General features: G+C 53.9%; 22 protein-coding genes and 1 tRNA gene. 11 read left to right on the top strand and 12 right to left on the bottom strand.

All coding sequences use genetic code 11. The annotated features are described in order from the left end of the window. The first annotated feature begins 148 nt into the window (after nt 1-148). Nucleotides 149-691: a bifunctional pyr operon transcriptional regulator/uracil phosphoribosyltransferase PyrR gene (gene pyrR, locus M0646_RS05105; RefSeq protein ID WP_190278235.1), complete on the top strand. Its 543-nt coding sequence runs from the start codon at nt 149-151 to the stop codon at nt 689-691. Nucleotides 692-706: 15 nt separating this feature from the next. Next, nucleotides 707-1,501 carry a site-specific DNA-methyltransferase gene (locus M0646_RS05100; protein ID WP_286626884.1) on the top strand — a complete coding sequence of 265 codons (795 nt, stop codon included), beginning with the start codon at nt 707-709 and terminating at the stop codon, nt 1,499-1,501. Between the two features lie 113 nt (nt 1,502-1,614). Here the strand turns inward: M0646_RS05100 and M0646_RS05095 are convergent. Next, a tRNA-Ser gene (locus tag M0646_RS05095) sits at nt 1,615-1,701 on the bottom strand. A 137-nt stretch (nt 1,702-1,838) separates the two neighbouring features. Between M0646_RS05095 and M0646_RS05090 the strand changes: the two genes are divergently transcribed. Next, nucleotides 1,839-2,828 (top strand): cysteine synthase A, encoded by a 990-nt coding sequence (locus tag M0646_RS05090; RefSeq protein ID WP_149818753.1) that lies wholly within the window; start codon nt 1,839-1,841, stop codon nt 2,826-2,828. Between the two features lie 88 nt (nt 2,829-2,916). Then, on the top strand, nt 2,917-3,756 hold the full coding sequence (locus tag M0646_RS05085) for a M48 family metallopeptidase (protein ID WP_226972018.1): 840 nt from the start codon (nt 2,917-2,919) through the stop codon (nt 3,754-3,756). On the opposite strand, the gene shc is transcribed toward M0646_RS05085, so the two are convergent. Next, nucleotides 3,753-5,696 carry a squalene--hopene cyclase gene (shc, locus tag M0646_RS05080; RefSeq protein WP_286626882.1) on the bottom strand — a complete coding sequence of 648 codons (1,944 nt, stop codon included), beginning with the start codon at nt 5,694-5,696 and terminating at the stop codon, nt 3,753-3,755. The two genes, M0646_RS05085 and shc, sit on opposite strands and share 4 nt — an antisense overlap. Before the next feature lie 87 nt (nt 5,697-5,783). Between shc and M0646_RS05075 the strand changes: the two genes are divergently transcribed. The 4 genes from M0646_RS05075 (at nt 5,784) to cobT (ending at nt 8,770) form a co-directional block, all read left to right on the top strand. Continuing rightward, nucleotides 5,784-6,497 carry a phycocyanobilin:ferredoxin oxidoreductase gene (locus tag M0646_RS05075; RefSeq protein ID WP_286626881.1) on the top strand — a complete coding sequence of 238 codons (714 nt, stop codon included), beginning with the start codon at nt 5,784-5,786 and terminating at the stop codon, nt 6,495-6,497. Between the two features lie 79 nt (nt 6,498-6,576). Continuing rightward, entirely contained in the window at nt 6,577-6,870 is a 294-nt protein-coding gene (locus M0646_RS05070; protein ID WP_286626880.1) for a nucleotidyltransferase family protein, read from the top strand. 44 nt (nt 6,871-6,914) lie between these two features. Further along, a complete protein-coding gene (gene pgeF, locus M0646_RS05065) occupies nt 6,915-7,685 on the top strand; it encodes a peptidoglycan editing factor PgeF (RefSeq protein WP_149818742.1) in 771 nt (256 codons plus the stop codon). Further along, nucleotides 7,682-8,770, top strand: coding sequence for a nicotinate mononucleotide-dependent phosphoribosyltransferase CobT (gene cobT, locus M0646_RS05060; RefSeq protein WP_286649931.1), 1,089 nt, complete (start codon nt 7,682-7,684; stop codon nt 8,768-8,770). Before pgeF ends, cobT begins: the two co-directional genes overlap by 4 nt. Before the next feature lie 29 nt (nt 8,771-8,799). On the opposite strand, the gene M0646_RS05055 is transcribed toward cobT, so the two are convergent. From M0646_RS05055 to M0646_RS05015, 9 genes are all read right to left on the bottom strand, one after another. Continuing rightward, on the bottom strand, nt 8,800-9,336 hold the full coding sequence (locus tag M0646_RS05055) for a hypothetical protein (RefSeq protein WP_286626878.1): 537 nt from the start codon (nt 9,334-9,336) through the stop codon (nt 8,800-8,802). Further along, entirely contained in the window at nt 9,333-10,301 is a 969-nt protein-coding gene (locus M0646_RS05050) for a metal-binding protein (RefSeq protein ID WP_286649930.1), read from the bottom strand. The genes M0646_RS05055 and M0646_RS05050 overlap by 4 nt, the downstream gene beginning before the upstream one ends. 43 nt (nt 10,302-10,344) lie before the next feature. Continuing rightward, nucleotides 10,345-12,135 (bottom strand): serine/threonine-protein kinase, encoded by a 1,791-nt coding sequence (locus M0646_RS05045; RefSeq protein ID WP_286649929.1) that lies wholly within the window; start codon nt 12,133-12,135, stop codon nt 10,345-10,347. A gap of 94 nt (nt 12,136-12,229) precedes the next feature. Continuing rightward, on the bottom strand, nt 12,230-13,030 hold the full coding sequence (locus M0646_RS05040; RefSeq protein ID WP_286626874.1) for a tetratricopeptide repeat protein: 801 nt from the start codon (nt 13,028-13,030) through the stop codon (nt 12,230-12,232). Between the two features lie 38 nt (nt 13,031-13,068). Beyond that, nucleotides 13,069-13,551 carry a 2Fe-2S iron-sulfur cluster-binding protein gene (locus tag M0646_RS05035; RefSeq protein ID WP_149818733.1) on the bottom strand — a complete coding sequence of 161 codons (483 nt, stop codon included), beginning with the start codon at nt 13,549-13,551 and terminating at the stop codon, nt 13,069-13,071. Nucleotides 13,552-13,602: 51 nt separating this feature from the next. Beyond that, nucleotides 13,603-14,274 (bottom strand): V4R domain-containing protein, encoded by a 672-nt coding sequence (locus tag M0646_RS05030; protein WP_286626872.1) that lies wholly within the window; start codon nt 14,272-14,274, stop codon nt 13,603-13,605. Nucleotides 14,275-14,330: 56 nt separating this feature from the next. Continuing rightward, the gene (locus tag M0646_RS05025; RefSeq protein WP_286626871.1) at nt 14,331-14,816 is read right to left on the bottom strand and encodes a phycobilisome protein; all 486 of its coding nucleotides are present in this window, start codon (nt 14,814-14,816) and stop codon (nt 14,331-14,333) included. A 9-nt stretch (nt 14,817-14,825) separates the two neighbouring features. Beyond that, complete coding sequence (locus tag M0646_RS05020; protein ID WP_190278233.1) at nt 14,826-15,401, bottom strand: hypothetical protein; 576 nt, start codon at nt 15,399-15,401, stop codon at nt 14,826-14,828. Beyond that, complete coding sequence (locus M0646_RS05015) at nt 15,382-16,119, bottom strand: V4R domain-containing protein (RefSeq protein WP_149818725.1); 738 nt, start codon at nt 16,117-16,119, stop codon at nt 15,382-15,384. Before M0646_RS05015 ends, M0646_RS05020 begins: the two co-directional genes overlap by 20 nt. Nucleotides 16,120-16,451: 332 nt before the next feature. Between M0646_RS05015 and M0646_RS05010 the strand changes: the two genes are divergently transcribed. Further along, on the top strand, nt 16,452-16,832 hold the full coding sequence (locus M0646_RS05010; protein ID WP_149818723.1) for an MGMT family protein: 381 nt from the start codon (nt 16,452-16,454) through the stop codon (nt 16,830-16,832). Between the two features lie 72 nt (nt 16,833-16,904). Further along, complete coding sequence (gene larC / locus M0646_RS05005) at nt 16,905-18,104, top strand: nickel pincer cofactor biosynthesis protein LarC (RefSeq protein WP_286649928.1); 1,200 nt, start codon at nt 16,905-16,907, stop codon at nt 18,102-18,104. Here larC and M0646_RS05000 read toward each other — a convergent pair. Next, nucleotides 18,096-18,314, bottom strand: a complete 219-nt coding sequence (locus M0646_RS05000; RefSeq protein ID WP_149818719.1) for an Hfq-related RNA-binding protein — start codon at nt 18,312-18,314, stop codon at nt 18,096-18,098. The two genes, larC and M0646_RS05000, sit on opposite strands and share 9 nt — an antisense overlap. A 29-nt stretch (nt 18,315-18,343) precedes the next feature. Here M0646_RS05000 and dapF point away from each other — a divergent pair, with 29 nt between their 5' ends. Continuing rightward, nucleotides 18,344-19,204, top strand: a complete 861-nt coding sequence (gene dapF / locus M0646_RS04995) for a diaminopimelate epimerase (protein WP_149818717.1) — start codon at nt 18,344-18,346, stop codon at nt 19,202-19,204. Nucleotides 19,205-19,210 lie beyond the last annotated feature (6 nt).

Genomic DNA, 19,210 nt, shown 5'->3' with positions numbered 1-19,210 from the left:
GGTAAAAGCTTTCGCTCCCCCAAAATATCGGCAGTATCGTAGGGAAGCAAGATACCTCCTAACTGCGTCTTTGGCCCTACCCGCTTGGCGTAGGGTCTCTTTTTGCGGGAATTTCGCTAAAATCTGTGAATTCCCTACCGTGACGGCTATGGCTGGTGAAGTCGTTGAAATTCTCAGTGCCGATGATCTACGGCGCACTGTCACGCGCTTAGCTTCCCAAGTGGTGGAGAAGGCTCGCGATGCCCTCGACAAATTAGTGTTGTTGGGGATTCATACCCGTGGGGTTCCCCTTGCCAAGCTGTTGGGGCAACAAGTTGAACAACTGGAAGGAGTGAGCCTCCCCATTGGTGAGTTGGATATCACGTTTTATCGCGATGACTTGGATCGCATTGGCCCGCGCACACCGCGTCAGACCCTGATTCCCGTGGATCTCTCTGGGCGGATTGTGGTCTTGGTGGATGATGTGATTTTTAGTGGCCGCACGATTCGCTCTGCCCTCAATGCCGTTCATGATTACGGTCGCCCCAGTGCCATTTGGTTATTGGTACTCATCGATCGCGGGCACCGCGAATTGCCGATTCACCCCGACTTTACGGGTAAAGTACTGCCCACGGCTCGCGATGAAGTGGTCAAGGTACTCTTGCAGGGGATTGATCAGCGGGATGGGGTAGAGCTATGGAAACCCTCTTAATCTTGGGAAAACTCAATGCCATTCATCTCAAAAAAAGAAGCCTTCTTTCAAATGAAAGATACATGGCTATTCAATGCCAATAGCCTTGATGCTGATTTATTTACTGAGCCTTTTATTGACCTGATTGTGACTTCCCCGCCCTACAATGTGGGTCTTGAATATCGCTCAGTCAAAGATGATGCCCCCTACAGCGATTATCTAGAATTTAGTCGCGCTTGGCTGTCCAACTGTTTTCACTGGACAAAAACGGGCGGACGGTTTTGCCTTAACATTCCCCTCGATAAAAACAAAGGGGGACAGCGCAGTGTTGGCGCGGATTTGACGGTTTTGGCTCAAGAGGTTGGCTGGAAATATCAGTCCACCATTGTCTGGAATGAGGGTAATATTTCGCGGCGGACGGCTTGGGGATCGTGGATGTCGCCCTCAGCACCCTATGTGATTGCGCCTGTGGAGTTAATTGTGGTGTTGTACAAAGAGGAGTGGCGGCGCAAGTCCGATGAAAAGGCCGATATTACTCGGGAAGAATTTATGGAATGGACAAACGGGCTATGGACATTCAGCGGCGAAAGCAAAAAAAAGATTGGTCACCCTGCACCGTTTCCAAGGGAACTGCCGAGACGATGTATCAAGCTCTTTAGTTTTCCGGGGGATATCGTCTTCGATCCCTTTTGTGGCAGCGGCACAACACTGGTGGAAGCTTTTGCCAACAAACGAAAAGGCGTCGGCGTTGAAATTGATCCTCGATATGCAGAACTGGCAAAGGAGAGACTCCTGAATGAGATTACACTTTTTGATGTAATCAATTTATAGGACTTTTCGAGCTTGATAGGTTCTATTAGCCAAGCTTCTAGATCAGTCGTGCCACTACATCTATCGCTAGCTAAAGCGAGGTATCCATTTTTCTAAGCCATCGCCGACATCAACGGAGAGGGGGGGATTCGAACCCCCGTTAGGTGTTACCCTAAACTTGATTTCGAGTCAAGCGCATTCAACCACTCTGCCACCTCTCCAAGGATCTCCAATCATAGCAAAGGTGAATGCCAAAGGCACACTTCGCGATTGACTCCGTCACGCTCCCCCTCAAGGCAATTCTGGCGGCAAACCCCTTTACGATAAAAGTATTCAGTTAACTTAAAACAACGACGGCATGGATATTAAACAGGGTTTTGTCGGCACCGTCGGGCAGACGCCGCTGATTCGCCTCAACTACTTTAGCGACCTCACGGGCTGTGAAATTCTTGGTAAGGCAGAGTTCCTCAACCCCGGTGGCTCTGTTAAGGATCGGGCTGCCCTCTACATTATTGAAGATGCTGAAAAAAAGGGCCTTCTCAAACCCGGTGGTACGGTGGTCGAAGGCACAGCAGGCAATACGGGCATTGGCCTAGCCCACATCTGTAATGCCAAGGGCTACAAGTGTCTGATTGTGATTCCCAATACCCAATCCCAAGAAAAAATTGATCTGTTGCGTACCCTGGGTGCCGAAGTGCGCCCCGTTCCCGCTGTGCCCTACAAAGACCCCAATAACTATGTGAAGCTCTCTGGCCGGATTGCTGCTGAGATGGAGAATGCCATCTGGGCGAACCAGTTCGATAACCTTGCCAATCGCCAAGCCCACTACGAAACCACAGGACCGGAAATTTGGCAGCAGACCGATGGCCGCATTGATGCGTGGGTGGCAGCAACGGGCACAGGGGGCACCTATGCAGGTGTGGCGATGTACCTCAAGGAAAAAAATCCCACCATTCGCACTGTGATTGCTGATCCCATGGGCAGTGCCATCTATAGCTATGCGAAAACGGGCACCCTCAGTAGCAGTGGCAGTTCCATTACCGAAGGCATTGGCAATAGCCGCATTACCGCCAACTTAGCAGGCGCTCCCATTGATGATGCGATTCAAATTGAGGATCAAGAGTGCCTTGAGATCATTTATCAACTGCTGCACTACGATGGCCTCTTTATGGGTGGCTCCGTCGGGATTAATGTGGGGGCAGCGGTACGCCTCGCCAAGGAACTCGGACCCGGTCACACAATTGTTACTGTGTTGTGCGATGGGGGTTCCCGCTATCAATCGCGGCTCTTTAATTCAGAGTGGCTGGCCAGTAAAGGGCTACGGGTGCCAGAGATTAAAAAACGTTAAGCCTTGGGAACAATGTCTAAAATAGAGGGGTCAGAAGGGGGCAAGTAGCCGCTAGGCGTGGGTGTGGATTTTACGCGAAATATTAGCCGTGAAAAAACAACGTTGGTTTCTCCTCTTTGCGAGCTTGGTCTGTGGGGTGGCGATCGCTCTCCATCCTGTGGCTGCGCAGGCCCAAAATCTCTGGCAGCGGTTACTGTTGCAGGGGATTCAGGTCATCCAACTATCGAATATCTCGCCCCGCCAAGAGGTGGCCTTGGGGCAACAGATCCATGAGCAGATGCTGCGGCAAGGGATGCGCCTTGTTCGCAATCCCGCTGCGCAAAACTATGTGAATAGCATTGGTGACCGCTTGGTTAATGTCGGCGAACGTCGAGGTGTGCCCTACCAGTTTCACATCATCCAAGACCGCCAAGTCAATGCCTATGCCACAATGGGGGGCTTTGTCTATGTCACTACAGGGCTAATGCTGCGGGCGGAAAACGAGGCGGAACTAGCCAGCGTCATTGCCCACGAAATTGGCCATATTGATCAGCGCCATGTGATTCGTCAACTGCAACAAATGGCGATCGCCCAAGGCTTAATGACGGCTGCCGGCTTGGATCGCGATCGCGGGCTACAAATGGCCATGGAACTTGCCTTTCGGCGTCCCCGCAGTCGTGAGCAGGAACTAGAGGCCGATCGCTATGGACTGGGGCTATTGGCTCGCAGCAACTATGATCCACGGGCGATGGTGACATTTCTCCAGAAATTGCAACGGGAGGGAGGGGCACCGCCAACGATTTTGAGTACCCACCCTGCGCCGCGCGATCGCCAGTTGCTTGCTGAAAATTTAATTCGCTCTGGTTTGAGCAATGACTGTGTGGTTGCCCCCCAACCCCTGTGTGGCACCGATCCCTTGGCCTACCAGCAACAGCTGCGCTCCTTCTAGCCTGATTTTTTCTCATTAGCCAAAAGACCCCGCCAGCGGGCATAGCGCCCCAAGGCCGTCAGCGGAAAGTGCTGCTGGTAGTAGTGGTACTTCAGGTAAAAGTGGCAGGGAAAGCCCGTGCCGGTGAAGTAATCCTCGTGCCATGTGCCATCGGCGCGCTGGGTCTGCAGCAGGTAGGCCATCCCCTTTTCAATAGCTTCTGTGGCGTAGTCTCCTGTGGCATCGCCAGCGGCCAAAAGGCCAATAATGGCCCAAGCAGTTTGGGAAGCGGTGCTATCCCCTTTGCCCTTGAGGGAAGGGTCGTTGTAGCTCCAGCAGGTTTCACCCCAACCACCATCGGCATTTTGACACTGCACCAACCACTCAGCGGCACGGCGAATGCGCCAGCGATCGTAGCGAGGGGCAACAAGGGAGAGGGCTGCCAACACCCCACTCGTGCCATAGAGGTAGTTCACCCCCCAGCGGCCAAACCAACAGCCTTCCGGTTCTTGCTCATTGCGCAAGTAAGCAAGGGCGCGATCGAGGGCACCACTGTCAAAGGCCAACTGACACCGCCCCACCATCTCCAGCACCCGTGCCGTGACATCAGCAGTATTCGGGTCAATCATTGCCTTGAGATCGCCGTAGGGAATGGCATTGAGCCAATCTTGGTCATTGTCCACATCAAAGGCTGCCCAGCCCCCCGGCCGACACTGCATTGAGGCAATCCAAGCGACTGCCCGCTCAATGGCTCGCCGTTTGAGGTTTTCGTCAGGCAAGGTCACAGCATGAAGCGCCATCACCACCACCGCTGTATCATCCACATCGGGGTAGAAGCGATTCTCAAATTCAAAGGCCCATCCCCCCGGCTGACCTTTTTTGTTTTTTACGTGCCAGTCCCCATAGTCAAGGATTTGCTTGGACAGCAGCCATTCGCCAGCTTTGACCAGAGCGGGATGATCGGGGGCGACGCCTGAATCCACCATGGCGCGCATGACCAAGGCAGTATCCCAAACTGGCGAGACACAGGGCTGGACGCGATACTCGGTCTCGGTTTCAATCGCAAAGCGATCCACTGCTGCCATCCCCCGCTGCACAATGGGGTCATCCACAGCATAGTCAAGGGCACGCAATGCCAATAGGGAGTTGAGCATCGCCGGAATAATGCCGCCCCAGTCGCCACTGGCTTCTTGACGCTCGAGCACCCATTCTTCGGCGGCCTTTAGCCCCTGTTCTCTAAGGGGATTAATGTTTAGGATTTCAAAGAGCTTGAAAACGCGATCGAGACCAATAAAGACATCACTCCAGTCGCCTTGGCGGGGCAGTTCCCAGATCACATTTGCCCGCCCTTCGGCATAGAGTTCATCGAGGGTAATGGGCGGATCCATGGCATAAACGGGCTTGCGATCCATGACAATCAACAGCGGCACGGTGCTGCTACGTGCCCAACTAGACATCTCATAAATAGTGAAGGGGCTACCCTCCGGCAGGAGCATGATCCAAGGGGGGAGGGAGGGAATCCCACGCCAGTCGTAGCAGCCAATGAGGGCAAGGTGCAGTTTGGTAAAGATGCGAGTTTTGCTAATGCCGCCGCGGGCAAGGATAAATTGCCGTGCCTTCACTAGGGCGGGATCCGTTGCGGGGACGCCCAAGAGCCGCAGTCCCATATAGGCTTCCACACTGGTGCTGAGATCGCCGCCATCGCCATAAAATAGCTCCCAACCGCCGTGATCCCGCTGATGGTTGCGCAAATACTGTTCCGCTTTGGCCAAGGGTAGCCGCTGTTCGGTGCCCCAGATTTTGTGGAGCAGGATCACCTCTGCGGTCATGGTCACATTGGACTCTAATTCCGCCCACCAGTAGCCCTCAGCATATTGCTGTGAAAAGAGAAAGTCTTGGCTGGCGCGAATCGCCTGTTGGAGTTGCTTTGGGTCAATGGCAGCGGCAATTTGAGTTTGCATGATTCCTCGGCTGTTAGACTCTTGGTTAGTTTAGCGGGGGCGATCGCTCCCTCGCAAGCGGCACAGACTTGGGTTAGGATCAAGGCTATGTCTCTCCGTCAACACCAGCATCCCCTAATTCAGCGGCTCGCCGATCGCATTGAGCAGATTTGGCAGAGCACTTTGCCCTTAGCCCCCTATACCCTGCCTGAGGATCTCGGTTATGTCGAGGGCAAACTGGAAGGGGAGCGGCTAACGATTGAGAACCACTGCTACCAAGCGCCGCCCTTTCGCAAACTTCACCTTGAACTGGCACGGGTGGGGGAGAGTCTGGATATTTTACACTGTGTCATGTTTCCAGAGCCGCGCTACGATCTGCCAATGTTTGGCTGTGACCTCGTGGGGGGCCGAGGGCAAATTAGTGCCGCAATTGTGGATCTCTCGCCGGTGACGGGTGAGTTGCCCGCTGCCTATACATCGGCCTTAAATGCTTTGCCAAAACTCACCTTTAGTCAACCCCGTGAGTTGCCCCCTTGGGGACAGATCTTCTCCCCCTTTTGCATTTTTATTCGGCCACAGGGAGACACTGAGGAACAGCAATTTCTTGATCGCATTGGTGAGTACCTCACGCTCCACTGTCAACTTAGCCAGCAAGCTGTGCCCACGGATCACCCGGAAGCGGTTATGGCCGGGCAACGGCACTACTGCCACCAGCAACAGCAGAACGATAAAACCCGCCGTGTGCTGGAAAAAGCCTTTGGTGCTGCTTGGGCAGAACGCTATATGACCACCGTTCTCTTTGACTTGCCCCCTGCTGCCTAGAACCCCTTAAGGACTCTCTCCCCGATGAACCGCATCAGCCAGTGGATCAGTCAGATTAAAAGAATAAGGAAACATTGGAATGGTGACTCCTCAGTTAGTGATCAATACCTTAGAAAACCATCGAGAATCCCTTAAAAAATTTGCAGTAAAGACCCTGCAGCTGTTTGGTTCAGTGGCACGGGATGAAGCTCACGCTGAAAGTGATGTTGATTTGTTAGTAGCGTTTGAAAGGCCTGTTGGATTATTTACCTTCATTGAGTTAAAAGAATATCTGGAGGAAATCTTAAACTGTTCTGTTGATTTGGGCACACCTCAATCTTTACGTTCAAGGCTTAGGGAGGAGGTATTAAAGGAGGCGATTCGTGCCTTCTAGGGAGCTACGAGAACGCCATAGTTTAGCTGTCATTGGATCTGACAATGTGGCACTGGCAAACCACTGACCTCGGGCGCTTTCTTACCTGCGATCTTTTGCAGGGGTTTTCCCATGGCTTCTTTACTCGCGATTGGCAAGGACAAGACCTCAGCACCCTCACCGCAGCCCTAGGCACGACAGCAACACCGCTACGAACCCAACAGGTGCATGGCGATCGCGTTGCTTTGGCAGCAGAAGTTTTAGCCCGTGATGAACGATTGGCAGCGGATGCCCTTGTGGCCACAGGGTCTGATCAAGCCCTCTGGGTGTGTAGTGCTGACTGTGTCCCCTTACTAATTGCCGATGTGGCGAGTGGACGGGTTGCGGCGATTCATGCGGGATGGCGGGGGACAGCGATCCAAATCTCTAAGGCCACGCTCCAGCAGATGCAAGCATTCGGCAGTGATCTTGCTAATTTACGGATTGCCATGGGGCCTGCGATTCGCGGTGAGGTCTATCAAGTGGGGCTGAATGTGGCCCGTGCCTTGGCGCAGACCATTCTTGAGGGGGTGACGGAAACCACTGACCGCGATGATCTTTACCAGCGTCTCGCTGCCTTAGACCCAGAGATGATCTTTCTTGATCCAGACCCTGAGCGACTTCGGGTGGATGTGGCACGGGTGAATCGTTTGCAATTGCTGCAATTGGGGCTAAGGGACGAGCAAATTGCCCTGTCTCCCCACTGTACGTTTCGCGATGCTGAATGCTTTTTCTCCTATCGCCGTGAACACCTCAAGCAGGTGCAGTGGTCGGGAATTATTAGTCGATTAGTATGATTGGCGTTGCCACGGGAGAATCCATTGCCCGCGCTTGGGGCGATCGCCACTGCCAGCACCCCGACTCTCCTGCCCTAGTCTGTGTTCTTGGCTTTACGGAAACGGCATTGATTCCCGGAATCTCGGCGGCGGGTCAAACCCCCAGCGATCGCCGGATCACAGCCCTAGCGGATGGCGAGTTCCTGCTGCGAGGCATTCAACCCTACTACCGCTATCCACTGCCACCCCTGACGGCGGGTGCTTCCCCTGCCCTAATTAGTCGTGCCCTCATTGAGGCTTTGGCGTTGCCCCTCTACGTCTTTGATGCGGGTTTACCTTTGCCGCGTCTGCCCGAGATGATTGACTTGGGGGGCGCCCCGGCGCGCTGCCTAACCACGGGTGAAGCGATGACAGCCCAAACCGTAGCGCACCTCTGGGAACAGGGATGGTCTTGGGGGGCCAAGCTCAGCAGCCAATATCCGTGGCTGATCATTGCTGAATGTGTCGTGGGCGGCACAACCACTGCCCTTGCCCTCTGTGAAAGTTTGGGCATCCTCGCTCGCGATTGTGTAGGCAGTAGTCATCGCCAGAGTAACCATGCCCAAAAGTGGTCACTCGTGCAACAGGGGCTTGCCCATGTCCCTGCTAATGCCGATCCCTTGACCTATGTAGCGGCGATTGGCGATCCAATGCAGGTGGTTGTGGCGGCTATGGCCCTGCGGGCAAGTCAAACCTGTGGTGTGTTGCTGGCGGGGGGGTCACAAATGATGGCGGTCTATGCCTTGGCACGGGCGATCGCCCAGTGGCGTCAGCTTCCTTGGTGTCCCGAACAAATCGTGGTGGGCACAACCCGCTGGCTGATTGAAGATCAAACGGCTCAGATTCACCGCTTGGCAGAGCGTGTCCAGTGTCCACTCATTTACACGCAACTTGATTTCAGCGCATCCCGTCATCCTGCCCTGCGTGCCTATGAACAGGGGTTTGTCAAGGAAGGGGTTGGTGCGGGGGGGTGTGCCATTGCTGCCCATCTGCTGGCGGGCTGGAGCAATTCAGACATGATGCATATTATTGACAGGTTGGGCGATCGCTGGTCTAAAGGGATGTGATCGCGACTTTCTTGGGGAAAAGGGGGAAGTTACTGGGGATTCAGCCACTCGATACTGCCCGGAAGCTGTCTTAGAATATCGGTTTCGACTAAGATGAGGCGATCGCTCCGCCCTGAGCGACGGTACACAGGATATTTGCCTTGATGTTTTTTTAGGGCCTCTGTAGGTTGGGTCACTAGAACGGCGAGATCGACATTCTTTTGCACAAACGCTATCAGTGCTGTGCGCTGCACCAAAATAAATGAGTTCAACGTTTGAAAGGCAATATAGTCTGAGTGACCGCCAAACAACCAGCCTCGATCACGTACCCCCTGCAATTCTATCCAAGTGTATTGATCTTGGGGCTGCGGGTCTTGGCGTTGAATTTTCTTGACTGCCTTGATGTCCACTTTCAGGGACTCATGCCCCTTAATCAACAAACAATCCCAGTGCTCATGAATATCAGCAGCTTCGCTCGCGTGGTGAACTTGGAATCCCTGCTTGCGGGCAAGCTCTAAGAAGGCGTCCTCTGCTTTGAGACCACGTTTGAGATTTTCGCCCTGACCGTCATACTGGTTGGGTTTCATGGCTCACTTTCGGCTCCCTCATCTCCTCTCAGCGGTTCACTCATCGCCAACTGACAGGCCCCAAGACTGGCACTGCTGTACATCTGCTCTAGGGTGGCCATTAACTGCGCCACTTCACTGGGAACCTCATGGGGAAAGGGGGGTAACACTGAAAGCACCGCATGGGGTTGACCACTGGGGACAAGCACCACTAACTCTGGGGGTAGGGGCTGGCGATATTGGCAAAAGGGAGCATCGGTTTTCAGTGGCTCATAGAGGGGTGGGGGGGTGGGCACCATAGAGGGGGTAGTCGCCGTTGCCCGATAGTGGCGCAGGCGTTGGAGAATCTCCTCTTTGGTTTTGCCCCGCAACTGAAAGAGCAAAAAGGGATCGTCATTAAAGTACTGCCCCAGTAAGTAATAGACCGCGCCAATGTGCTTACAGGGATTCACCGGGTCAGGGCAATTGCAGCGGCTGTGGATGTCAAATTTGGTAAAGGGAAATAAACTGAGTCCGGCTTGGGTGAAAACCTCCTCAATACTGGGGGGCATCTCCCCGGCGAGGAGCTTGGCCGCATAGAAAGCCTTTTGAGCCATGCCGTCAATGGCATATTGCCACTGCTCTTCACTAAAGGCATCGAGATGCAGTTTGACGTGATAGGGTTCGGGAGCCGTGCCTTGAACTTGAGCATGGACTTGGTTGCCCTGGAATTCCAAGGTGAGCACCCGTCCTTCACGGACATAATTGCGTGCCCGCTCTAGCCGTCGGCGCCAGCCAAAGGACTCTAGCACACCAATCCAGCGTTCACTCCACCAGTGTTGGTGACCCTCGGCATTGTGGCGATCGCCCGCTGCTACCTCAACGACGGGTTCAGAGGCTACCGTTGTCGCTGTAACATCAAGGGTGGTGGGAGATGACTGCTGCTTTTGCTTTTGTTTCAGACTGGCCGCTTTGCGGGTAATTTTGAGAATCTGGGGCTGTTTCATGGGGCATATCCCACGGCTATTCTTTCTATCATAGGCTGCTGGCTTAGAGGATGAGGTCAATCTCCCACGTGGCAATGTCCCACGTTTGCAAGACATACTTGTCCTGGTAGTGACGAATCAACCAAAGGTGGCGATCGCCCGTAAAGCCGAGGCCACAAATCTCCTGTTCACTTTCAGCCGTGCCGACAATTTCGCCGCTGTGGGTCACTAAATTCAAACGATGGCGACCCGCCACCACATAGCCCCAAGGCGTAGCACAGAGAAATTGGGGACGAAACCGCAGCCCCAAGCGTTGAATCCGCCAAGGCCGCAAGTGCAGGAGCATCAATAGAGGTTGTTGCGGATGATCTTCAAACGCTGCTAGTTGCCATGGCTGGTGGTGGGCAGGGGTAAACAATCTCAGGTGGGCAGGCAGTTGGGTGTATAGCCGCCAGTGTCCGCGGCGGTCAAAGAGTTGAAAATGGGTGGTGGCATGCTCCGTCTCAGGATGGTGCGATCGACTAATCACCACGCCATAGCGACAATTGAGGAGCAGGGTATCCACAAACGTTCGTCCATACCATTGACAACGGAGAGTCCGCTGCCCTTGACCATTGATCAGTTGGACATGAAGCTGTAATTCCGCTGCTGCGCTATCAATCTCGGTTTCTGCACACCAGTAACCAGTGGCGTCAATGGCTAATTGGTTGAGGCTAGAGTGAAGACGACAGTCTAGGGGGATAAGCTGGTCATGGATGCAGAAAAACTGGGGGGGCAGCACATTGATTCGCAGCCAAGCACTCACTTCACCGCCATAGAGTTGAATGGGCAGCGGTGGTAGCGGCCATTGACCCATCTCTTCGGGCACAGTCTCCCTAGCTTGCCAAGCCCAGAGGCGATCGCCCACCACCCCATAGAACCTTGTGGCCGTACTAGCAACCTGTTGGGGCGGTATCGCTAAAGAATAGCCTTGGGGTTCCCCCAGCCAAACCGCCGCCGGTGACCTAGAGAACAACAACGGCTGCTCATGACGCTCTGCCTCGATCACCTCTAAGGCTAATTGCACCGCCATCGTCATTTCCGCTGCACTTTTATAGCGGCGCTGCGGTAATTTATCCAACGCTTTAGTAATAATGCTCCGCACCAGAAAGGGCAAGCCTTCAGGAAGGGTATAGGGACGGCTAAGGTGGGCAGTCATGAGTTCAGCAGGTGTGCCGTGGAAGGGGCGATCGCCAACGATCATCTCGTACATGAGAATCCCCACTGCATAGAGATCCGAAGCGGGCAGCGTCTGACCATAGAAACGCTCCGGCGCCATATAGGCAGGAGATCCCGTTTGACCGCTGCCCTTGACATCCTCAATGAGGCGTGCGACACCAAAATCGGACACCTTTGCCTGCCAGCCCGTAGCAGTCACCTCCAGCAGGATATTTTCCGGTTTGAGATCGCAGTGGAGAATGCCGCGATGATGGGCATAGGCCAAAGCTGCGAGAATATCCAACGTGAGGCGCAAAGCGGTCGTCAGGGGTAAGGCCTGTTCTTGCTCTAGGAGCGATCGCAATGTCCCGCCGGCACAATAGTCCATTACCAAACTGCGGCTTACTTGGGGGCTATGGCGCACGCGAATATAGTCAATCGCCTGACAACCCACCACATGGGGATGCTGTAGCGTCAGCAAAAAGTTCAACTCCCGCAAAAAGCCACGGGTCAGCAACTGCTGCTCGCTGAGCACCTTAATCGCCACAAGGTCACCGGACTCACGATTGACCGCCAGATAAACTTTTCCGTACTGGCCTTGACCGGCTAGATCCACCAGTCGGTAACGGGAGGTTTGGGCAGTACGAGCCGTGGCCAACAACGAGCCTCAACCATCAACGAAAAACATTTCTCAGAATGATTCGCAATCTCGCCCCTGTCCATGCAGATTGAGCCGCACAGCCAATCGGTTCTTAGGAGAAAAGAATTTCTAAGGGGACTTCCTTGTCTTCCTGTTCAATACTCCCCACCTCATGGATGCGCTTGGCCAGATCCCGTGCCCGCTGATAACTGCTAATGTCCCCTTGTTCAAAGAACAGCTTTGCCGCTGTGCGCAAATCCTCTACTGCTCCCTTGCGATCGCCAAGGGTCGAGCGAGCAACGCCGCGATTGTGGTAGGCCTTGGCATAGTTCTCATTAATGCGAATGGCTTCGGAGTAGTCGAGAATCGCCGCTTCGGCATCCCCTAGCCGCTGATGGGTGAGACCGCGATTGTAGTAGGCCTTGGCATGGCTGGGGTTGGTTTGAATCACTTGGGTATTTTTCTCAATTTCCCGCAGGCACTCGAGAACCTGTTCAATTTGTTTTTGCTCCGTGTCGAGAATGCGGGTATAGTCGTGGAGATGCTGCGTCCCTTGACCCAGCTGTGCCAGCTGTTGTTGCACATCCTCAAGGCGATCGCGCACCTGACTAAGGGCAAGGGTGAGGCCGCCGACCTCTGACTGCTGCTGTTCTTGGGACGCCACCAATTCAGCAATTTTGGCCTCCTGTTGCTGCACAAAGGCTTGGAACTGGTCATCCAGTTTTTTACGGCTCACTAAGTTTAAGCCCACCGCCAGCGAAAGGGGCAAAGGGGCGATCGCTGTCAAAATGGCCTGTTGGGTCGCAGCCGCCGCCACCGACAACACAACCGTTAGCCCTGTTGCGCCCCATTCTAGAGGTGCTAGCCCCCTGCGAGATGGCGTGTCATGGGAATTTAAACTACGGTCTTCCATAAATGGTGCCTCCCTGAGGATGAAAATGAAGTGGTTGGTTAGGCATCCGACGTATTGGCGAGATATTGCCCCACCTGCACTTGGGTATCTTTCAACTGGGTAATCATCGTGCGGGTAATGAGCTTGCCCGCTTCCACCAAGACGCGGCCATCGAGGGGGTGCAAAATATCCTGCTCAGCCCGCCGCCCAATCAAAGACTCAATATCTTCAACCGCGTTGACATACATCCCTGAGGGTAGCTCCACCACTACCCCCGGCCCCAGTACCCGTGCCTGACAGGCCAAGCGAGAGGTGGCATTTGCCGTTGTAATCACCTCAAGGGTGCGTTGCTCACGCTTATTGATTGGGGAGAGGCTCTCCATCCCCTCTTTGATATAGACATGGCAGGTGGCACACATTCCACGCCCGCCACACTCCTTGAGCACATGGAGTTCAGAGTCCAATAGAGCAGACAGCAAATTGTCATTGGTATTAATCGTGGTTTCCCGCGAGATGGGTTCAAGTTTGACAACTTTGGCCACTGCTCTTTTCTCCTTATTAATGACGCATCGAGAGTTACTTTAGGATCATACTCAAGCCGCTTGAGTGCGACACAGCCGCTCCATAATCGTGTCATGATCCTGTCCCTCTTGCAGCCAAGCCTTAGCCGGTTCGACCCGCTCCCGCAAGCCCAAGACAAAGAGGTTATTGGTTGCCCCTAGGGTTTCACAGGCGGTTTGCACACAGTGGAGATCGCGACCAGTCAATTGGCTAAAGAAGGATTCTAAAATCCCCGCCTCGGCAGCGCATTGGGGCTGACCCGTATTTTTGGGAGCCGCCGCCGCAAAGGGGGAGTCCCACGTTTTCACCACCAAAAAGCCCTGCTGGTAGAAGCTCACATCGAGATCAATCGTGCCCCAACCGTGGGTCTTCCAGCATTCCTTGAGACACTGGAGAAACTCCACCATTTCCATTTCCGCAAGGGGACGGCGATAGTACTCGCTGACCTCCTCGACAAAGCGGCGATAAAAGTTCTTGCCCCACCAGCGACCACAGTTAAAGAGAACCACCCCACTGGCCTGTCCCACTTCCTGATCGAGGCCGGCATAGATGGCTTGGAGCAAAATATCCGGTAGGGCAATGAGACGGGCACCTTTGCGGTTTTCAATCAGACCTGTTTCAAAATCCCCCTGTACATAGGCATCGGCAGCGTAGTAGTTGCCGGGGATGATGGGGTCTTTGACCAAATCAGCAACAGAGATCATAGGACATCCTCATTCGTAGGCATAACAAGCACTTTCAGCAGACTTCCAACCCTAATCTAGGCGTGGACAGAGACCACCGCTGGCAGACCCACAAGGGTCGCTTGGGCGTGATCCAACAGCGGCAAAATCAAGTCCTGTTCAGCCTCGGTGAGCATTTCCTTGAGGCGGGCACTGAGAAGCTCGTGGCAACTGCTCCATAGGGTTTGGGTTTGGTGGGCGTTGACCACTTCCGTGAGCCACTCGAGGAGCCGATGCTGCAAAAACTCGGGGTTATTCAGGAGCATGGCCATGGCGGCATAGCGCAGTAGGGCGATCGCTTGACGCAACACTTGCTCAAGGGTTTGGGGATTTTCGGTGGGGTATTTCTTTTGCAGAGTGTCGGCCACAGGCTGGAAGATTTCAATTTCATGATCCCGCAGAAATTCATAGGTGTTCAACCGCTGCTGGAGCGATTCGATGTGGTGGCGGAAGACTTTGATGTCCACATTGCTGAGGTAGTTTTCTTCGGCTTTGTAGTAGAGATTCATTAACTCGGTGTGCATAGGGATCTCCTAAAACAGGTTTGATAAGTCTGAGAGGGTGACTTCGGGTTCCACGGGGGCAGGGGGCGGGGGTTCCACTTTCCTCACTTGGGCAATTACGGGTTGGCCTGCCCAAGGCAGGCTGGCACAGAAGTCTTTGACCGATAGGCGCCAGAGGCACAGACTCGGCTCGAGGGAAATGGCCTGATCCGGACGGCCTTCCCAATTGAGTTGGCGGAAGAAGGTTTCTACCGACCAAGCAGCCCAAGGGGTGGCAGGGGCAGCAACGGGGGGAGCCGCCATTTCCTCCGCGTAGGGGGGTGAGATCGCAGGCAAGATGACCCTAATCCCTTCCCAGTTGATGTGACCAAAGAAGTCCTTGACGCGATAGCTGGGCCATTCTGTGGGACTCGTGGGAGCGATCGCCCCTTTGACCTCAAGCCCCAGCCAATTGACCCGCTGCCAAAATTCGCCAACTTTCAGGGATTGCCAATTGAGTACCACAGCTTCCGCCACCGGTTGCTGCCGCACCAAGCCCAGCCAGTTCAGTTCCTCAAAGAATTCAGCAACGGCTTGCTGTTGCCAATTACCGTTTAGGTTTTTCATAGACCAGTTCTCCACTGCGGAGCCGTTTTTCAATATCTTTGGCGGAGGCTCCTTCGTTTTGCCAGAAGGCAGCGGCATCAATGCGATCCTGCTTGCCGAGCAGGAACTTGCAGTAGGTTTCTCCCATAGCGTAGCACTGGATTTCAATACAACTGAGTTCTTTTTGAATCAGGCCGCTAAAGAAACCGGCAAAGAGGCCTGCGTAGAGGTGGCACACGGGTCGGCCAACATCCCCCAAGGTACGCGCCACAACGGAATCAAAGATATTGATGAACATAAAGCCATGTTTTTGCTCGCTGAGATCCACTTCCCAGTTGCCCCAGCCTTGGGTTGTGCAGGGCCACCACCAAGCTTCGAGGACATAGGGAAGCCGCATTTGCTTGATCCCCTGCTCATAGCCATATTCCGTGGGAAACCACTCTTGGAAGAAGCGGGCATCGCGGCGTCCCCATTCTTCACCAATTTTGTACATGACGACGCTGGAGGCAGGGCCAACTTCCTCTTCAAGGCCTTCAATGAGGCCAATGATGAAGTCTTCAGTCACTAGGAGGTTACGGGCATTGTTCCAATCGGTATAGGTACCGCGATCGCTATCGAATTGAAAGAAGTCCCAAAAAGCATAGTGATGGTGGCGTTTCGGGTATTTTTTGCGCAGGAGATGGTTAACACCGTAGCGATCGCCAGCGGCGGCTTGGGGTCGGGAACTGGTCATGGTCATAGGGCGACTCCATCAAATAGCGTCAAGAATATCGACAAAGACAATTGGGAGCTCAAGTCAAAAAAGCATAGAAGCAATCATTCAGCAAAAAACAATTAGATGAGAAACACATCATGGTTCAACACAAAGCAAAGAATTCCACCCTCCCCTGCCTCAGCATTGCTGCTGCTTAAATCATGACCGATCTATCTTTTCGGGGGCAGGTGTTCTTAATTGAATTTAGTAATCCTGTTACCACCCTTAATGTTTAATCTAGGGGGTTCATTTTGATGCTTTCCTCCGTAGGAATACGGATTTAGAGGGGTTGAATGTGCCTTAAAATATGAAATCTTATGAAGACAGATACACAGGCACTGACGTTTCAACAAAAAATTTATTGGTTAGTGAAGCAAATCCCCGTAGGACGTGTGGCCACCTATGGCCAAATTGCTGCCCTGTGTGGTTGGCCACGGCATGCACGCTATGTGGGCTATGCCCTTTATCAAGTGGCACCGAATTCTGACATTCCATGGCATCGGGTGGTTAATGCCCAAGGCAAAATCTCCTACGCGCCCCAACGCCAAGGGACGGATGAGTTACAGCGCTGGCGCCTAGAAGCAGAGGGGATTATTTTTGAGGCGGGCGATCGCATTAACTTGAGGCGCTACCAGTGGCAACCGTCGGTTATAGTTGATGAGCTGTTGATCGCCACAGAAACCTCAGCGGTAGGGTAAGTCTCCTCGCAGTTTCGCTCACTATAAACCCGGTATCATAGTCCTTAGTGCCGCTGCACCTGTGAGTTTGCTATGACGGTTGCCTATTTTGACTGCCCTGCTGGGGTGGCGGGGGATATGTGTCTGGGTGCCCTCCTTGATCTGGGGGTTCCCCTCGACTACCTCCAAAGCGAATTGGCAAAGCTCGGGATTACCGATGAGTTTGAGTTGACCACAGAAACGGTGCAGCGCAAGGGACAGCGGGGATTAAAAGCACAGGTGCATCTGCGCGATCGCCACTCCCATCACCATCGCCATTGGCCAGACATTGCAAAGCAAATCCGTGCCGCCCACCTTAGCGATCGCGCCCGTGACTGGAGTCTCAAGGTTTTTGAAGCCTTGGCCATTGCTGAGGGCGCCGTGCATGGCATTGAGCCAGAAAAAGTACATTTCCATGAAGTGGGAGCGGTGGATGCGCTTGTGGATATTGTCGGCACCTGCTTAGGGCTGGATTACCTTGATGTGAGCCGCATTTACTGCTCTGCTTTACCAACGGGCGGCGGAATGGTCAAAGCTGCCCATGGTCAATTGCCGGTGCCCGTGCCTGCGGTCTTACAACTGTGCCAAACCTACCAAGTGCCCCTCTACAGCAACGGTATTGAAAAAGAATTGGTGACACCCACAGGCGCTGCCCTTGTCTGTGCCCTCAGTGAGGGCTTTGGTGCGCCGCCAGCGATGACATTGAAACGGGTGGGCTTAGGCGCTGGGAGTCAAGAGTTGCCCCTACCGAATCTCTTGCGTCTCTGGTTGGGAACGCTGCCGAACTCAGCAGAAACAACTACGGCAAAAACCATTGTCGAACTGCAAACCCAACTGGATGACATGACACCCCAAGCCCTCAGCTATACTCTTGAACAACTTTATGCTGCTGGTGCGATTGAGGTCTTTTACCAACCCATTACGATGAAAAAGTCACGCTTGGGGGTGTTGCTCACGGTGCTGTGTCCCCCCAGTGTTGAGGCCGCCTGTGTCCAGACCCTCTTTCGGGAAACAACGACGCTGGGGCTGCGGCGGCAGGTACAGGAGCGCTATATCCTTGAACGCCAAATTAAAACCATTGCAACGGTCTTTGGTGAAGTACGGGTGAAAGTAGCCGAACACCAAGGACAGCGGCTCAATGTCCAGCCGGAATACGAAGACTGTGCCGCCCTTGCCCGTCAGCATCAGCAGCCTTGGCAGGTGGTCTATCAAGAGGCCTTGGCAGTGGCGCTGCAACTGTGGTCCTTAGGCTAGCTTGGGTTTAATAAAGACAATGGCCTGCTTCCAAATAATGGTGGGTTGATCATAGTGATCGACAACGCAGAGGCAATTCATATCCTGCCAGCGCACCTTACCAACCACGAGATCACTGGTGCTGAGCTTGACTTCAACCTCGGTGCTATCTTTAATGAAGGTCTGCAACTGGCGAATGCTGGGCAGTGCCGTATTGAATTCGTCGGTCATGGATTTCCCTCTCGTACCTTTTCAATTTTATGAGCCTATCTTTTCAGAAGTACCAAGGGTTAGGTAACGATTTCCTACTCATTGACAACCGCCATCAGGAAGAGCTGCTCTTAACCCCAGAACAAGCGCAACACTGGTGCGATCGCCACTTTGGGGTCGGCGCCGATGGCGTGATTTTTTTGCTGACAGGCACGGGGGATACCGACTACCGCATGCGGATGTACAATGCCGATGGCTCAGTGGCCGAAATGTGCGGCAATGGCATTCGCTGTTTGGCCAAGTTTATTTTTGCCCTTGAGGGTCGCTCCGCCGGCGAAATCGTGCGCTACCGCATTGACACCCTTGCCGGTCTCATTGTGCCAGAGGTACAAGCGGATGGTCAGGTAACGGTGGATATGGGTAAACCCCAACTCTTGGCGCAGCAGATTCCCACCACCTTGGCAGCCGCAGATCAAAAGGTGATTGATGTGCCCCTAATGGTGGGCGATCGCCCGTGGTTGGTGACGTGTGTGAGTATGGGCAATCCCCACTGTGTCACGTTTGTCGAGGATGTCGCTGCGGTTGATCTGGCAACCCTTGGCCCACAGTTTGAACATCACCCCGTTTTTCCCCAGCGTACCAATACTGAGTTTGTGCAAGTCCTAGGGAGCGATCGCTTGCGGATGCGCGTCTGGGAACGGGGAGCTGGTATCACCCTTGCCTGTGGAACGGGAGCCTGTGCCACCCTCGTCGCTGCCGTCTTGACCCATCGCCTCAGTCCTGTGGGCGATCAAGCCCAAGCCACGGTTGAACTGCCGGGGGGAGATCTCCATATTCGCTGGGATTTGCCTAGCCAACATTTGTATATGACCGGGCCTGCCCTCGCAGTCTTTAGCGGTACCTTGCCTTAGGTGAGT

It is taken from the genome of Thermosynechococcus sp. B3 (genome assembly GCF_030323045.1).
In the GTDB taxonomy this organism is placed as follows: Bacteria; Cyanobacteriota; Cyanobacteriia; order Thermosynechococcales; family Thermosynechococcaceae; genus Thermosynechococcus.
This window is presented reverse-complemented; position numbering and strand designations above follow the sequence as displayed.

Excerpts from the sequence above, each read along its gene's own strand:
- pyrR (WP_190278235.1), top strand. The coding sequence starts at position 149 with ATGGCTGGTGAAGTCGTTGAAATTCTCAGTGCCGATGATCTACGGCGC.
- M0646_RS05100 (WP_286626884.1), top strand. The coding sequence starts at position 707 with ATGCCATTCATCTCAAAAAAAGAAGCCTTCTTTCAAATGAAAGATACA.
- M0646_RS05090 (WP_149818753.1), top strand. The coding sequence starts at position 1,839 with ATGGATATTAAACAGGGTTTTGTCGGCACCGTCGGGCAGACGCCGCTG.
- shc (WP_286626882.1), bottom strand. The coding sequence starts at position 5,696 with ATGCAAACTCAAATTGCCGCTGCCATTGACCCAAAGCAACTCCAACAG.
- M0646_RS05075 (WP_286626881.1), top strand. The coding sequence starts at position 5,784 with ATGTCTCTCCGTCAACACCAGCATCCCCTAATTCAGCGGCTCGCCGAT.
- M0646_RS05070 (WP_286626880.1), top strand. The coding sequence starts at position 6,577 with ATGGTGACTCCTCAGTTAGTGATCAATACCTTAGAAAACCATCGAGAA.
- pgeF (WP_149818742.1), top strand. The coding sequence starts at position 6,915 with ATGTGGCACTGGCAAACCACTGACCTCGGGCGCTTTCTTACCTGCGAT.
- cobT (WP_286649931.1), top strand. The coding sequence starts at position 7,682 with ATGATTGGCGTTGCCACGGGAGAATCCATTGCCCGCGCTTGGGGCGAT.
- M0646_RS05055 (WP_286626878.1), bottom strand. The coding sequence starts at position 9,336 with ATGAAACCCAACCAGTATGACGGTCAGGGCGAAAATCTCAAACGTGGT.
- M0646_RS05050 (WP_286649930.1), bottom strand. The coding sequence starts at position 10,301 with ATGAAACAGCCCCAGATTCTCAAAATTACCCGCAAAGCGGCCAGTCTG.
- M0646_RS05040 (WP_286626874.1), bottom strand. The coding sequence starts at position 13,030 with ATGGAAGACCGTAGTTTAAATTCCCATGACACGCCATCTCGCAGGGGG.
- M0646_RS05030 (WP_286626872.1), bottom strand. The coding sequence starts at position 14,274 with ATGATCTCTGTTGCTGATTTGGTCAAAGACCCCATCATCCCCGGCAAC.
- M0646_RS05025 (WP_286626871.1), bottom strand. The coding sequence starts at position 14,816 with ATGCACACCGAGTTAATGAATCTCTACTACAAAGCCGAAGAAAACTAC.
- M0646_RS05020 (WP_190278233.1), bottom strand. The coding sequence starts at position 15,401 with ATGAAAAACCTAAACGGTAATTGGCAACAGCAAGCCGTTGCTGAATTC.
- M0646_RS05015 (WP_149818725.1), bottom strand. The coding sequence starts at position 16,119 with ATGACCATGACCAGTTCCCGACCCCAAGCCGCCGCTGGCGATCGCTAC.
- M0646_RS05010 (WP_149818723.1), top strand. The coding sequence starts at position 16,452 with ATGAAGACAGATACACAGGCACTGACGTTTCAACAAAAAATTTATTGG.
- larC (WP_286649928.1), top strand. The coding sequence starts at position 16,905 with ATGACGGTTGCCTATTTTGACTGCCCTGCTGGGGTGGCGGGGGATATG.
- M0646_RS05000 (WP_149818719.1), bottom strand. The coding sequence starts at position 18,314 with ATGACCGACGAATTCAATACGGCACTGCCCAGCATTCGCCAGTTGCAG.
- dapF (WP_149818717.1), top strand. The coding sequence starts at position 18,344 with ATGAGCCTATCTTTTCAGAAGTACCAAGGGTTAGGTAACGATTTCCTA.